We start from the raw sequence: 13,511 nt of genomic DNA, 5'->3' as shown, positions 1-13,511 counted from the left end.
AGGCACCAGGATCGAGCCGGGGCAAGATGTTTACGGCGCACTCAGCTCGATCTTCTTCTGGTCTGATCTAATTACGCCATTTCACTGACCACCGGACTCCGCAGCAGACCACGGCTTTCCATCTCCCTTTGCAGTATATCCATCGCCTGATCATGAATCAGATCGAGTGCGTCATAACCACGATTACGCAATGAGGCCGCCTTGAGCATTCCACAAGCCATAGTTTTCCTGATTTCACGCAACCCGATCTTTTGGCCACAGTAGGCGCGAATTATCTGCTCGATACCCCTGCGGTTGTGGATTCCCGTCCCAAAATTTGCAGCGAGGTGCCGGCTGAGCAGACCGAACCCGCTCGCCTCCCGGCCGAATTGAACATTTATGTACGCAATATGCAGATCAGATAGTATGCGATTGCATAAGCTTAGAATCAGCGCGGCCTGCGCGTGAAGATCGTGCGCGGTCAATTCACCATTTGCGCCGCCCTCCCCTGCTCTGTCAGGTCCACGCATTGCGTTAACGGATGAGATTTTTACGATCGGACGGCTAGTGGTTTCATACGCCCAGCTCAATGCATGCTGCGGATCATTAAACTTCATTTTTCATATTCCCTTTTTTGAAAAAATGTACAACGAACGCCGTGTTTTCGCCCTTTTTCACAGAACTCCAGGTTATTCCACCCCATCTGGATTTTCGACTCATACCGGCAGCCGTGGCATGATCGAGGCTGCCTGCGCTCTGCAACCGCTTCTGGATTTCCGTACTCCCAACGCTCAAGAGGCAAGCGCATATCGTGCTTTTCGATGTCTGCTCTTCTGATACCTGTTCTCATTGGTTACGCTCCGATTCCTTCCTTGTGTGAATGCCTGTGCCACAGGCTGTTGCTGATAGTTACCCGATACATCTGTAGTCATTCAGGGTGCAGAGCCATTTGTTCGACGATAAGTGGTATTGCTTTGTGGTCCCCTGTGAGGTGAACCTTTCTTGCTTGAAGATTTCCAATAAGAGATATTGTTACAAGTTTTACTTGTATATGTCAAGGGAAACTTGTAAGCGGGGTGCAAGAATTACTTGTATTATGATGGCATGGACATTGCGCGGATAATTCGCGAGGGGCGCGAAAAGCTTAAATTGAACCAGTCGGAGCTGGCCGAGCTCGTGGGCGTATCTCCACAAGCGGTTCAGCAGTGGGAATCTGGTGCTACGCAACCTCGCGGAAAAAGACTGAACAGGATCGCGGAAGTGCTCAAGCTGCCCCCAGCGATGATGCATTTCGGGATACCACTGGAAGTTCCGGCTGCGCCTGATACTACTGTATCGCCTCAGCCGGAGAAGCGGGCACGTGGAACCCGAGGCACTTCTCCCCGCGTCGCTGAGAAACCGGTTTCGGAGAACGATGCACTTATCAATCAGGTTATCGAAGCAATGCGGCGCATGTCTAAAGAAGATGCAGCGCGCCTGGTAACAATAAGCAAGGCCCTGGTCGGCGAATCATCTGCCGAAGTGGCTGAGGCGGTTCCTTCGGTAGATCTGAAACCGTTGCCGGTACCGGATCTGCCTCCTCATCCACCTCCAGCTTTTCCTCCGCGTCGGATGCCCGAGAGTAGAACAAAGGTCAGGGGAAAGACGGCAATCAGATAGACGACAGTTTTCCAGGCACGGACCGGATCGCCGCAAAAATGACAGGCGCCGAGGCTGACCCTGTTGTAGCAGTATGTTTATAAAAAGAAAAGATACGTACGGAAATACGGACCATATTCGCGTCACTCATTCGTGAATATCATCGGGATAATAGAAGAGTTGGTGCGCCTTGCAATAAATAATCTGGACCAGTGATACGCCAGTAACACTCCTGCCATCATGAGACCATTAGCAAATAGACTGCCGTATGACAGCACGGAGATGCTGCTCGCTTTTCATGTTTCAGAAAAGGCACGTGCAAAACGTGACAAATATATTATGCAATTCCCCGAGGAGTTGCGGGAACTCGAAAAAAGGAGGTATACACTTGAGCAGGCAGTAAAGGAGGTGCTGGGTGAAGTAGCGGAAGTTGCATTGCTTATCCGGGAACTGGAGAGCTGATTTGTCCGGAAGGCGGAAATTTAGCGCGAAATAACACATTTATTTTTTATAATTTTTATATATTCTTCCCTTTTTTCGCCTTTTTTATCGATCTGGAGTTCATATGAAAAATCTTATTGCTGCCTTGCTCAGTATGCTGGTGCTTTCTTCGTGTGTTATCACAGGAAAAATGTCAGGCGTCCGGGAAGGCATGACAAAAGCCCAAGTAATAAGCATTGCGGGTAATCCGGATGGCTATCAGCGCAATGGCGATTATGAGGCATTGCTCTATATCGATCGCCGGCACTCCTGGTCCTTATTCGGCGGACCCTATCGGGATGCTGTCGATTATTCGGTCATCCTTCGTGATGATCATGTGATGGAGTTTGGCCCTGGCAGAACGCACGAGCGCCAGGCTGAAGTTCCTTTTGTCAGGGTTCCCGGCCGTTAACTTGCATTTATCCGTATTTCCCAAGGCTTCCAGCGATTGCCCCATCCTGATCCTTTCAAAACTCAACCCCTCCTTCCATTCGATACTTGTAAACAGGCTTACAAGTTTACTTTTCACAAGTTTGTCTTGACAATTACAAGTTATACTTGTATTATGCTCTCCATGTTGCAACACCACAGTTAATCGGTCCTGGTGTTGCAACATCCGTGAAACAGACGTGCAGCCTGCCTCAGGCATAGCCTCGATCGAGTAAGACCCTCAGGGCGTCGAAAGACAAGCGGTCAGGGAAGGGAAAGGCACAAAGAAATATCCAGGCCGTGCCTGGCGCGGAACTTGAGCCCGATTTGAAAGGGCAAACTATGGTAGAGCGAGGGAGAGCGTGATGGGAAACGGGGTAGGACGATGGATGAGCTGGATGGCAGCGTGGACCGAACATCGTCCTGCCCCCCTTGATCTCTCAGATGCCGAGATACTTGACTGGTTAAGCGAATACTGCGACCAGGCGGTTTATACGCGCCCTACTCAGCAATGTCGCGGCGGATTCACCTTGTATTGCGATGAAATCAGAAGCAGCGCCGTCACCCTGCGTGAAGCGGTTTGTTTGGCAGCTGCTAAATGGAAGGAGGTTAATGAATAGGTCGCGACGATAACGAGCTACGGCTGCTGAGACAAAATTTCCGGTTTTCCGGAAGCGGATATCAATGGCGGAAGGCTTCCGAACCTCTTCCTTCGAGCTCCCCGTTCCACTACTGTGATGAAGACGTAATCTGGCTTGAAGCTGTTCACCAACCGGGCAAACAACTCTGGGTTTGCTGCGTCATAGTGAAGTTGCAGCGTTTCGCTGAAAGTGACAGCCATAAACGGCGCCATTGCGGTTCCAAAAGAGTCACGCAGCCATAGGACTCGCTTCTGATTCAAGGCCTGTTCAGATTTGACAAGCAACGGGCGTTGTGCAGTATGAACTTGAGGATTCCCGCCAGATCGCTTGAGCCGGCCTGTTTCAAAGTCGTACTGCTTCGTTTCGATAGGGCGGTCGCTGATGATATCGATGACGACCTCGTTATCTCGCAGTGTTTCCTTCAATCTCAGAAATTTCGCCAGATCACCCCCCTGGCGCTGGTTAACCCCCAAAACACGCACGTCTTTCTCCGATAGCAGACGGAGCCCCGGTTCAGCGCGGGCAATGTCCATTTCAAAAGCCTGAAAAGCCACCCAGGCTCCAAGGCTATTCCAATGGGTATCCGTTTTGTAGTAGAGCGATTCTGAAAATTTAGATTTTGCCGTTCTCAGAGCTGGACGAGTGTCAACGTAAAGTCCCCGTTTAACATTAGCCAGTAACGTATCCGTTGCTGTCGCGGCAGCAGGCTGCGCCCAATCGGGGAGAAATTCGGGATAGATGGTAGCCTTATCAGGGCCCAGCATGACTCGAAACATACTAATGCCGTTATGATTCAACCACCGATTCCATGACGCAGTCGCACGACCGATTACCCCGGCAACTCTTTCATCCTCAACAGTTGCGCCACGGCGTACACCGGTGATTGTTTTTCCATATTCCTCCCCTAGATAGAGCCAGTCTTCCTTTCCAATAAACACTTGGTCGGGATTAGTCGAAATCCCATGGGGATAAAAGAACCGGCTCAGGAAGGGCAATGCAAAGTCAAAGTTGTAGAGTACGGATTCGCTCCACCATTCCTGCCCGTCGTTCTTTTGCCAGATTCCTGCATTCAGATTGATAGCCGGCACCACGGCCAATACAAGCAGGACCGCGCCAACAAACATAAAAACTGTTCTTTTCACGCCCAGGTTCGCTTAGAAATTGAAATAAAGGAATATCGAACTCGTTGTTACCATCGTGAAATACATCGCGATGCAGAATAACAGAAGCGCTCCCGAGAGCTTTATCGCGCCCTGACCGCCCATCATCAGCTCAAACGAATTCTTCTGACCGATGATTCCCAACGTGAGCAGGATCATGGTGAAGCAGAACAGGTTTGAGGCAAGACCAACGGGCAGCCATCTCAGGAGATGATCCGAAAACCACCCACCCCAAACCAGGCTACTTGTTGGCACCTGAAGCAGTGGCAAATTAATGACCGAGTTGATATCCATCATTCCCCATATCACTCTCAGCGCATCGTCAAGGGTGCTGGCGCGAAAGAAAACCCAGGAAATGTTGATGAAGTTGAACGTCAGCAGCCATGCCATAGCTTTGGGCATGCGCAAACCTGATCCACTCCATGCCCGATATGCAACGAGCGCGATACCGTGCAGCGCGCCCCATATGATGAACATCCAGCTTGCGCCATGCCAGAGTCCGCCTAATATAAAGGTTGCCATGAGATTGAAACAGACTCGCGGGGTAGAACACCTGCTACCGCCCAAGGGAATATAGAGGTAATCACGCAGGTAGCGGCTGAGTGTTATGTGCCACCTTCGCCAGAAATCCTGAATATTCAGCGCCTGATAGGGAGAATTGAAATTGATGGGCAACCAGATATTGAACAGAAGCGCTGCCCCAATTGCCATGTCACAGTAACCGCTGAAATCGAAATAAAGTTGAAAGGTATATGAAAGGCTCGCTGCCCAGGCACTGAAAAAATCAAGGCTTGATCCCTCATCCGCGACATCGAAGCCGGCATTTGCCCAGATCGCAAAGGTATCTGCAATAACTACCTTCTTGAACAGGCCGATACTGAAAATAAACAGCCCCAGGGCGATATTCCGATAGCGTATCGCCAGCGTCCAGCGCGATTTGAATTGCGACATCATCTCACGGTGATGCAGGATCGGACCTGCTATCAGGTGAGGAAAGAAAGTTACAAACAGGGCATAGTTGAGGAAATCATATTCTCCCGTCTCTCCCCGGTAACTATCCACCAGGTAGGCTATCTGAGTGAACGTAAAGAAACTGATGCCCAATGGCAGAAGAATGTGTGGCGAAATAAGGCCAGCGTTAAAAACGCTATTAATGTTATCTACCAGGAAGTCTGCATACTTGAAATAGCCAAGCAACGCAAGATTCGCAGCAATACCCCCCGCCAGAACAAAACGGGAAGAAAACCATAAACGCCCCGAGGTCGAACAGGCGGAATTCCGCGAAAGCATCATGCCGATCGCGAAGTTAAATAATATGGACCCAAGAAGAAGCGGCAGGTAAGCGATATTCCAGTACGCGTAAAAGAACAGGCTCACAATTACCAGCCAAGCCTTGCCCGCCAGGATGAGCCGATTTCGATTCAGGAAAAAGTACCCGAGAAACGCAATGGGTAGAAATAACAGGATGAACTTTGGAGAGCTGAAAATCATCTGTGTACGACTTTATTATCTAAAGTTAGACCGACGCCTTGTCCGGAAAAAAATGTTCCGGCCGCTTATTATTCCAACCATTAACGTACAACTTGCTGATCAGCCGAAGTTCCCGGCTCCGAGCGATTTGCGTCCGGATGAGAAGTCAGGTATTACTTCACAGGCTCAAAGAATATGCTGGTTGAGCAATGTCCGTTTTATATTGGAGGCTGATATGAAAGACTAACTGACCTCCGGCCGTGGTGGTGTTGATCCCATCGGATAAACTCCCGCACTTGAGCCGATCTGTCGCAGGCAATTCACCAGTTTAACGAGGAATCCGAGCGAACAGTCGGAGCGAAACCAGCATACTGGTGCGTGACTTGTGACGTAATTAATTAGGTAGCTTTAGCTTATTCTTATTATTGGCTATCCTGCTGGTTTCTTTGGTTCCAGCGGTGGATGAGGCCACGAACGAGTCCTGCAAGAGCGACAACCATCACTAGAAATCCCCAGCCGGTGTCCTTGCTATCGTTCGATGAGCGCGACCCACGGCGATTCATCCCCGCGCATGCGGGGAACACGCCTCTTTCCGGTATGCCGATGGCCGCACTTTGCATGTGCGCAAGCCTACACGTCCGGAGTCAGAACTGGCCGCTATCTCCAGATGCCATCTTCACCTTCTTTCAGGCATGATCCATTAGCATCCAGTCCGTATGCATACTCTATTATTCCACCTGCAATAATTTTTTCATAATTCTCCCTTTCTCTTTCATTAATCGGCACCGAAGGACGACCACACGGCTATCAGCATAACTGACAGAGCAATAGTAACTGCATTAATAATATGCTTCATAAAATAACTCCCTAAAACTTTATAATAACCTTACCGTGGGAGTGGAATTATCCACTGCTTTTTATATAGAATAAAGGCTATTTTTTGGATAACATTGCTCTACATTTGGAGCAATTAGTATGGAATTTTTGAATGACATGGCCTTGTTCGTGGAAGTTGTCAAGGCCAAGGGCTTTCGCGGTGCTGCCGATACTATCGGAATGCCGAACTCAACTCTGTCCCGAAGGATCAGTGGGTTGGAGAAGGCAATTGGACTGCGCCTTTTGCATCGTACAACCCGCAAGATTGAGCTAACCGAGGCTGGTCAGATCTATTACGAGCGCTGTAAGCGCATCGTCGATGAAGCCAGGCTTGCCCATGAACAACTCGGCAAAATGCTCGCACAGCCCAGCGGAGTGCTACGCGCTTCACTACCTGTGGATTTTACCGTAGCCTACTTGGCGCCTTTGGTTGCCGAATTTGCAGACCTCTATCCCGGCATCACTTTCGATTTCGATCTCACATCACGGCGGGTCGATCTGGTGAGCGAGCCTTTCGATGTGGCGATCCGCCTGGGAGAACCAGAGAATTCGCAGTTGATCGCGCGTCCACTGGCCGTGCTCCCTACGTACCTTTACGCTTCACCCCGTTATCTCGACCGCTCGGGAGAACCTGTCGAGCCTGCCGATCTGGAGCACCATGAGTGTCTGAGCCTCCTGAAGACCGGTACGTGGACACTGCATGATGGGGCGCACACCCTCAAAGTTTCTATCAGTAGCCGGTTCACGCTCAACAGCGTCGCCATGATTCTCCGCTTGGGAACACTCGATATGGGCATTATCATGATGCTGGAGGAAATTGTCACCGATGATCTTGCCAGCGGGCGGTTGCGTCGCGTACTGCCTCAATGGCATGGCACTCCGGTATCAGTCTATGCCGTCACTGAGACCCGATTTCTGCCTGCAAAGACACAGTGCTTCATCGAGTTCTTACAGGAGCGCCTGCCACGGGGTTTAAAACACGGGGTTTAAAACACGGGGTTTAAAAAGATGCTGGAATTGTCATAAACGTATGCCCGTCGGCCAATCTTGCCGCAACTGGACAGTTGGCGAGCGACGCGTGTAGGGGGCAATGATCTTGCGGATGGACACCTCATGCCCGCCTGCAAGCAAGAAGGTGGATACTGCTACAGATAATCCACATTCAGGAATAGGAAAAAGACTCAAGCAAATCCATGCAAAGCTCGCGTTCACCTGCAAATTCCACTATGAGTGCTCCCTACATAACGTCCATCGACCTCATGCGTGGGCTGGTGATGGTGCTCATGGCGCTTGACCATGTGCGGGGATTTTTCACCGATGCGGATTTTAGCTCCACTGATCTTGCGCGTACCACTCCCGCTATCTTCCTGACCCGCTGGATCACCAACCTGTGCGCACCGGTATTTGTCTTTCTGGCGGGCACGAGCGCCTATCTGTCTGCATCCAGAGGCATGAGGCGCTCACAACTGGCGAAACGGTTACTCCTGCGGGGATTGTGGCTGGTATTTCTTGAGCTGACGGTTGTGCGTTTTGCCTGGTTCTTCAACCTGGATTACAGCTTGATGGATCTGCAGGTAATCTGGGCGCTGGGCTGGTCGATGATTGCTCTCGCGGCACTCGTCTATCTGCCGCTATGGGCGATAGCCGGCTTTGGCATCGGCATGATCTTGACTCACAACCTGCTCGACGGCATACGGCTTGAGGATTTTCAGGCAGCGAGCGGCTCACTCACCTGGAAAGGATGGCTATTGAGTGCGCTCCATATCCCCCACTTCCCGGTAGTGTATCCCCTCATCCCCTGGATCGGGGTAATGGCCGCAGGCTATGCATTTGGTCCTCTCATGCTGCTGCCATCAAAGGCAAGAATAAAGGCGGTGCTTGAATGCGGGGTTATTCTTGTCGCAGGCTTCCTCATTCTCCGAGCCTTGAATATCTATGGCGATCCGGATTCATGGGTTGTGCAGGAAACCTCGGTGTTTACCCTGCTATCCTTCCTGAATACGACAAAATATCCGCCGTCACTGCTCTATCTCCTGATGACGCTCGGACTCATGTTACTGCTGATATCTGCATTTGAATGGTGGCATGAGGCGCATGGGCCGCATGGCGGCGCGGGGCGTTTTCTTATCACTTTTGGACGCGTGCCCCTGTTTTTCTATCTCATTCATCTGTATTTTATTCACGGGCTCGCCCTGCTCATTGCGTTTGCAATGGGAGCCGATATCAGCTCATTCATGACTTCTTCGTGGGAATTTCCGCCCTGGTGGGGATTCAGCCTTCCAGTTGTTTACCTTGTTTGGGTGATAGTCACCGCAGTGCTCTATCCCATCTGCCGGCGGTTCGCGGCATTAAAGTCCCGGCGCCGCGGCAGCTGGTGGACGCCTTATATCTAAGGAAGCCGTAAGTCTGAGGGGTAAATTCCAGAGGAGACGGGAAACAGGTCACGTTGCACGCCAAATGTTCCTATATGTGCGCTATCCAACGAAAAAAAATCGTTCCTTTTGTTAGGCTTCGGGTTTCAGAGAATGACAGGAGTTGCTGTAATGGGTGACGATCTTTTTCAATTCCCCATCACCGGATGGGAAATAAAAACAGAACCTATCGATGGATTGCTCTCGGTCCGGTTTCCATTTTTATCTCACGAGCAGCAAAAGCTTGCGGAGGCAGATCCTGGCAGGCCCTACGTAATGCAGGCTGAACAGGCTCGAGAGCTTCGAGACGCATTGTCGAGAGCAATCGAACGCCTTGAGGACCAAGAGCTCGCGACCCCCGTGCTGGCGGAAACATACAACCCGTTTCTCATCTATTAAGCGAAGTGCAGCAGTTCGCTTTGCAGTCCCAATTCACCGAGCAGGATAGATAGCAAAAAGCAGTAAACCCTCGGCGCCATTGCCAGGAGTGAGCGAATATATTTGATACGCTCGATCTCTGATGAATCCTGAACCGCCACCAAATCGCCTCGACAGGCCGGTCGACGAAGCGTATGACCATACATTGGGACCAGCGGATGCCGAAATTACCCTGGTCGAGTATGGTAGTTACGCCGATGCGCCCTCACGCTCTGCACACGAGCGCGTTGCCGAGCTGCGAAGCCGGTTTGGCAACCGCATGCGCTATGTATTTCGCCATCGCCCGTTGGCAGGAAGCAAAATTGCGCGACGTGCAGCTGAACTGGTGGAATCATACGATGATCCCGCTCGATTCTGGAATCTGCATGTCGCACTGATGAGCCGATCTGACAAGCTGAACGCAGACGATCTGCGCACCATTATTTCTGATTTGAAGCTGGATGGGAATAAAGGAGCCGAACAGGAAGAAGCAGCAGCAAGAGCAAGAGATCGCGTAGATGCGGATATAGGCAGCGCAGATGCCAGCGGTGTCACCGTCACGCCGACATTCTTCATCAATGATCGACGTTACGATGGCCCCTGGGATGTGCGTTCACTCTCTGAAGCAATGCTTGGCTCGCTTGGCCACGTTATGCATTCTGCCGCGCTGGATTTCGCCAAATGGGCGCCTTCGACTGGAATCATGCTGCTGCTTGCCACCGGACTCGCGGTTATTCTGAGCAACTCCGCTTTCGGTCCTGATTTCAATGAAATGTGGGAACAACGCCTCGGGGTTACTTTCCAGCATAGCACTTTTGAGCTTTCATTGCGTCATTGGATAAATGACGGATTGCTGGTGATCTTTTTCCTGGTTGTCGGTCTCGAAATCAAGCGCGAGTTCACCGTGGGACATCTTGCAGACCGGCGATCCGCAATGTTGCCAATCGCCGCAGCGACTGGAGGCATGGCTGCTCCCGCCTTGCTTTATCTGATTCTGGTGCCGTCAGGACCGCCAATCGCTCCGGGATCGGAGGGGGCTGATGGCACATGGTCATATGGATGGGGTATCCCAATGGCAACGGATACGGCGTTTGCGGTTGCGCTGATTGCCATGATGGGCAGGCGCGTTCCTGTCGAGCTACGTGTCTTCCTTACCGCGGCTGCCATTGTCGATGATATTGGGGCAATCATTGTCGTTGCAATTTTTTATTCAGGTGAACTGCATATCGGTTATCTGGGCAGCGCAGCCGCGATTGCGGGATTACTGGCGCTGCTCAATAAGGGCAGCGTGTATCGTGCGTCTCCGTATGTGATTCTCGGAATCGCCCTATGGGCTTGTGTGTACGCAAGCGGGATACATGCTACGCTGGCAGGCATCATTCTCGCATTGTTCATTCCTACACGCCCGCCGCCCAATCTTCGCGCACTCATGCTTCAGGCGGATGCCATTCTGACCGCCGAAACCCGGCGCGGGAGGGAGGTCATGCATTACGGCCCTTCCGAACCTGCGCTGGAGGCGTTGGATGCCATTCATGACCGTTTGGAATCTCCCGCTGATCGCATGCTCCGGCACCTGGCGCCAAGATCGAGCTTTCTGGTATTGCCGGTGTTTGCGTTCGCGAATGCAGGAATGGTTGTAGAGACAAGCGTATTCAGCGAGCACGTACCGTTAATACTTGGCACCGCAACAGCATTGGTCATCGGCAAACCTCTCGGATTTATCACTGCCACCGTAACCGCTGTTCAACTGGGCTTTGCCACCAAACCAGATGCCTATTCCTGGCGACAGCTTGGGGGAGCAGGAGCCCTCGCCGGAATCGGTTTTACCATGTCACTTTTCATAGCCGGCCAGGCCTTCTCCGAGGTAAGCGATTATGCGGCCGCCAAAATCGCAATTTTCGGAGGATCGATCCTCTCGGCAGTCATCGGTGTCGCCATACTCTGGAATGCACAGGCAGAGGAAGAAAAAATCCATGAGCGTGAGTAGAAACGGTCCAGGTCGAAATAGCAAGGGGACGCGCTGGAAGCGAAGGTAAAAATGAAGCAGATATCCGGGCGGTAAAACCATTTTCTGAAACAACTGGTGATAATCAAGCTATACGATGAAAGTAAACGATAACTTTTCCATATGAGGAGGAAATATGACTACAAAGAAGGCGTGGGCAGTTTGGAAAGGTGGAATCAAGGACGGGGGCGGAACGATTTCCACCGAAACGGGTGTACTGAGCGAAGCACCTTACGGTTTCAAATCGAGATTTGAAAATGGCAAGGGCACCAATCCGGAAGAACTCATCGGCGCCGCACACGCAGGCTGTTTCTCGATGGCGCTCTCCCTGATGCTCGGAGAAGCTGGTTTGACGCCGGAGAAAATCGAGACGCACGCTGCTGTCACGCTCGATAAAGTTGGAGAAGGCTTCGAGATTACCACTATCCACCTTGACGTTGCCGCCAAAATACCGGGGACAGATCAGGCGAAATTCGAAGAGATCGCGAGCAAGGCAAAGGAAGGCTGCCCCGTATCCAAACTATTCAAGGCAAAAATAACAATGGATGCAAGGCTGAAAACATAGTTATTGCCCGATAAAGCGATCGGAGCGCCATTCGCCGACATATTACACGGCGAATAACCGGATTTACCCGGAACTTGCCAGATAGCTGGAAGAAAGCATATCAACCTTCGCTCCGAGATACCTGGCGGCAGCACCGATGATACCGCCAGATCGTTGGAGCAAAGCCCGAGACCTCAACACATGAGGCTTGCTGCAACGCTCATGCGGCTGGATCGGACCCACCGAGTACGAATCAGACATACAGCTACACGGGCAATAGCAACCGAAGGTGATTACTTCAACTGCTCATATAGCAGCTTCAATATGCGCTTTGCGTCGCCGGAATCCTCCGCCACGCCATCCTTGTTCAACACGGTGACGTCGGTATTGGCCCCCGCTTCGCTTAACTGGATGCGGTATTGATCCGGCTTATCGCTATCCTCGCCACGCCAGAATGCAAGCTTCGAAAGCAAACCGGTCCCTGCGCCGTTTTCTGCATCCGGATTTACATAGCGCACAAAGTAAACTCCCTGAGAGCGGTTTCGGTCTTCGACGGTAAATCCGATACGATCCAGCGCCAGTCCGACGCGTCGCCACGATCGGTCGAAAGCTTCGGTTACGGTCAGTATCCCGCCTTTTTCGCCATTGAGGCGCGCACGCTCCTGAACGCCCATGCTCGCCACTGCGCTTCTGGCGCGCTCCTCCGTCACGCCAAAGCGCATCATCAGGCGGGAAAGCATCTCCGCTTCCAGGTCAGGATCAGAGGGGCGCGGTTGCCATACAGTCCGTACGTTGGCGCCCTCGATCACCTCGTCCATGCCGCGATGGCTGATATAGATCTCCGTAGTACCGCTCTCACCGCGCTCCAGACGCGTGCGAAACTTGTCACGCTCACCCGTTGAATACATGCTGTCCAGAAGCTTGCCAAGCGTATTCCGAATAATATCTTCGGGAATTTTCGCGCGATTTTCCGCCCAATCCGTTTCCATCACGCCGGCTTCAGGCATTTCAATCTTGATGAGAAAGCCCAGTTCCTGCCAGAAATCCCTGACGATCGGCCATATTTCCTCCGGCTCGCCATTTACAACAAGCCAGCGCTGCGTGCCCGAACGTTCCATCCGTACTCCGGCCTCATCCATCGAGGGCAGGATGGAAGCTCCTCCGGTGGTGATACCTGCCGTCTTGCTGCGCTCCTTGTCGTAGGAGGAAAAAGTCGCAACTCCGGTGGGACTGATATCCGGAACATGATAACGCTCGTCCGAACCCGGTGCGGTCAGATCAGGTGGAATCTCCAGAGGTGGAAGTTTGCCCGCCGATTTATAATTGATCTTTTTAGCTTCCGGCAAAATGTCCGAGAAAACACTGCATCCTGCAACGGCCGCGGCCAGACACAGCGCAACCATTATCTGCGATCTCATGTGCAATACTTGATTCCTGAAAATCCTGCCCCAGGCTCTCGAA

The 13,511-nt window shown here is 51.8% G+C and carries 14 protein-coding genes; 9 read left to right on the top strand and 5 right to left on the bottom strand.

Annotated elements, in window-relative coordinates; translation table 11 throughout:
• Window positions 1–71: 71 nt before the first annotated feature.
• Together C8R21_RS06580 and C8R21_RS15635 are read right to left on the bottom strand one after the other, a co-directional pair.
• Complete coding sequence (locus C8R21_RS06580; RefSeq protein WP_107761987.1) at window positions 72–596, bottom strand: hypothetical protein; 525 nt, start codon at window positions 594–596, stop codon at window positions 72–74.
• Window positions 593–829, bottom strand: coding sequence for a hypothetical protein (locus C8R21_RS15635; protein ID WP_146162453.1), 237 nt, complete (start codon window positions 827–829; stop codon window positions 593–595). The genes C8R21_RS06580 and C8R21_RS15635 overlap by 4 nt, the downstream gene beginning before the upstream one ends.
• A gap of 254 nt (window positions 830–1,083) precedes the next feature.
• Here C8R21_RS15635 and C8R21_RS06575 point away from each other — a divergent pair, with 254 nt between their 5' ends.
• From C8R21_RS06575 to C8R21_RS06560, 4 genes are all read left to right on the top strand, one after another.
• Window positions 1,084–1,638, top strand: a complete 555-nt coding sequence (locus tag C8R21_RS06575) for a helix-turn-helix domain-containing protein (RefSeq protein ID WP_107762027.1) — start codon at window positions 1,084–1,086, stop codon at window positions 1,636–1,638.
• Window positions 1,639–1,857: 219 nt separating this feature from the next.
• Window positions 1,858–2,079, top strand: a complete 222-nt coding sequence (locus C8R21_RS06570; protein WP_074974545.1) for a hypothetical protein — start codon at window positions 1,858–1,860, stop codon at window positions 2,077–2,079.
• A gap of 103 nt (window positions 2,080–2,182) precedes the next feature.
• The gene (locus C8R21_RS06565) at window positions 2,183–2,509 is read left to right on the top strand and encodes a hypothetical protein (RefSeq protein WP_074974544.1); all 327 of its coding nucleotides are present in this window, start codon (window positions 2,183–2,185) and stop codon (window positions 2,507–2,509) included.
• Window positions 2,510–2,891: 382 nt separating this feature from the next.
• Window positions 2,892–3,146: a hypothetical protein gene (locus C8R21_RS06560; protein WP_258192288.1), complete on the top strand. Its 255-nt coding sequence runs from the start codon at window positions 2,892–2,894 to the stop codon at window positions 3,144–3,146.
• A 17-nt stretch (window positions 3,147–3,163) separates the two neighbouring features.
• On the opposite strand, the gene C8R21_RS06555 is transcribed toward C8R21_RS06560, so the two are convergent.
• Window positions 3,164–4,291, bottom strand: a complete 1,128-nt coding sequence (locus tag C8R21_RS06555; RefSeq protein ID WP_107761985.1) for an alginate O-acetyltransferase AlgX-related protein — start codon at window positions 4,289–4,291, stop codon at window positions 3,164–3,166.
• A gap of 30 nt (window positions 4,292–4,321) precedes the next feature.
• Window positions 4,322–5,818: an MBOAT family O-acyltransferase gene (locus tag C8R21_RS06550; protein WP_107761984.1), complete on the bottom strand. Its 1,497-nt coding sequence runs from the start codon at window positions 5,816–5,818 to the stop codon at window positions 4,322–4,324.
• Window positions 5,819–6,772: 954 nt separating this feature from the next.
• Here C8R21_RS06550 and C8R21_RS06545 point away from each other — a divergent pair.
• The 5 genes from C8R21_RS06545 to C8R21_RS06525 all read left to right on the top strand — a co-directional run bounded on the left by C8R21_RS06545 (window position 6,773) and on the right by C8R21_RS06525 (window position 12,071).
• Window positions 6,773–7,663 carry a LysR family transcriptional regulator gene (locus tag C8R21_RS06545; protein ID WP_107761983.1) on the top strand — a complete coding sequence of 297 codons (891 nt, stop codon included), beginning with the start codon at window positions 6,773–6,775 and terminating at the stop codon, window positions 7,661–7,663.
• A gap of 236 nt (window positions 7,664–7,899) precedes the next feature.
• Window positions 7,900–9,066 (top strand): DUF1624 domain-containing protein, encoded by a 1,167-nt coding sequence (locus tag C8R21_RS06540; protein ID WP_107762026.1) that lies wholly within the window; start codon window positions 7,900–7,902, stop codon window positions 9,064–9,066.
• A gap of 150 nt (window positions 9,067–9,216) precedes the next feature.
• On the top strand, window positions 9,217–9,483 hold the full coding sequence (locus C8R21_RS06535) for a hypothetical protein (protein ID WP_258192287.1): 267 nt from the start codon (window positions 9,217–9,219) through the stop codon (window positions 9,481–9,483).
• 121 nt (window positions 9,484–9,604) lie between these two features.
• Window positions 9,605–11,488 (top strand): Na+/H+ antiporter NhaA, encoded by a 1,884-nt coding sequence (nhaA, locus tag C8R21_RS06530; protein ID WP_107761981.1) that lies wholly within the window; start codon window positions 9,605–9,607, stop codon window positions 11,486–11,488.
• Window positions 11,489–11,642: 154 nt separating this feature from the next.
• A complete protein-coding gene (locus tag C8R21_RS06525) occupies window positions 11,643–12,071 on the top strand; it encodes an OsmC family protein (protein WP_107761980.1) in 429 nt (142 codons plus the stop codon).
• Window positions 12,072–12,343: 272 nt separating this feature from the next.
• Here C8R21_RS06525 and bamC read toward each other — a convergent pair whose 3' ends face one another.
• The gene (bamC, locus tag C8R21_RS06520; protein WP_107761979.1) at window positions 12,344–13,468 is read right to left on the bottom strand and encodes an outer membrane protein assembly factor BamC; all 1,125 of its coding nucleotides are present in this window, start codon (window positions 13,466–13,468) and stop codon (window positions 12,344–12,346) included.
• Window positions 13,469–13,511: the final 43 nt, after the last annotated feature.

Origin of the sequence: Nitrosospira multiformis (genome assembly GCF_003050865.1) — a bacterium.
Taxonomy (GTDB): Bacteria; Pseudomonadota; Gammaproteobacteria; order Burkholderiales; family Nitrosomonadaceae; genus Nitrosospira; species Nitrosospira multiformis_E.
This window is presented reverse-complemented; position numbering and strand designations above follow the sequence as displayed.

Bases quoted from the DNA above. Each gene is read 5' to 3' on its own strand.
- C8R21_RS06540 (WP_107762026.1), top strand. From the start codon at position 7,900: ATGAGTGCTCCCTACATAACGTCCATCGACCTCATGCGTGGGCTGGTG.
- C8R21_RS06575 (WP_107762027.1), top strand. From the start codon at position 1,084: ATGGACATTGCGCGGATAATTCGCGAGGGGCGCGAAAAGCTTAAATTG.
- C8R21_RS06550 (WP_107761984.1), bottom strand. From the start codon at position 5,818: ATGATTTTCAGCTCTCCAAAGTTCATCCTGTTATTTCTACCCATTGCG.
- C8R21_RS06560 (WP_258192288.1), top strand. From the start codon at position 2,892: ATGGGAAACGGGGTAGGACGATGGATGAGCTGGATGGCAGCGTGGACC.
- C8R21_RS06555 (WP_107761985.1), bottom strand. From the start codon at position 4,291: ATGTTTGTTGGCGCGGTCCTGCTTGTATTGGCCGTGGTGCCGGCTATC.
- C8R21_RS06570 (WP_074974545.1), top strand. From the start codon at position 1,858: ATGAGACCATTAGCAAATAGACTGCCGTATGACAGCACGGAGATGCTG.
- C8R21_RS06535 (WP_258192287.1), top strand. From the start codon at position 9,217: ATGGGTGACGATCTTTTTCAATTCCCCATCACCGGATGGGAAATAAAA.
- C8R21_RS06545 (WP_107761983.1), top strand. From the start codon at position 6,773: ATGGAATTTTTGAATGACATGGCCTTGTTCGTGGAAGTTGTCAAGGCC.
- bamC (WP_107761979.1), bottom strand. From the start codon at position 13,468: ATGAGATCGCAGATAATGGTTGCGCTGTGTCTGGCCGCGGCCGTTGCA.
- C8R21_RS06580 (WP_107761987.1), bottom strand. From the start codon at position 596: ATGAAGTTTAATGATCCGCAGCATGCATTGAGCTGGGCGTATGAAACC.
- C8R21_RS06525 (WP_107761980.1), top strand. From the start codon at position 11,643: ATGACTACAAAGAAGGCGTGGGCAGTTTGGAAAGGTGGAATCAAGGAC.
- nhaA (WP_107761981.1), top strand. From the start codon at position 9,605: ATGAATCCTGAACCGCCACCAAATCGCCTCGACAGGCCGGTCGACGAA.
- C8R21_RS15635 (WP_146162453.1), bottom strand. From the start codon at position 829: ATGAGAACAGGTATCAGAAGAGCAGACATCGAAAAGCACGATATGCGC.
- C8R21_RS06565 (WP_074974544.1), top strand. From the start codon at position 2,183: ATGAAAAATCTTATTGCTGCCTTGCTCAGTATGCTGGTGCTTTCTTCG.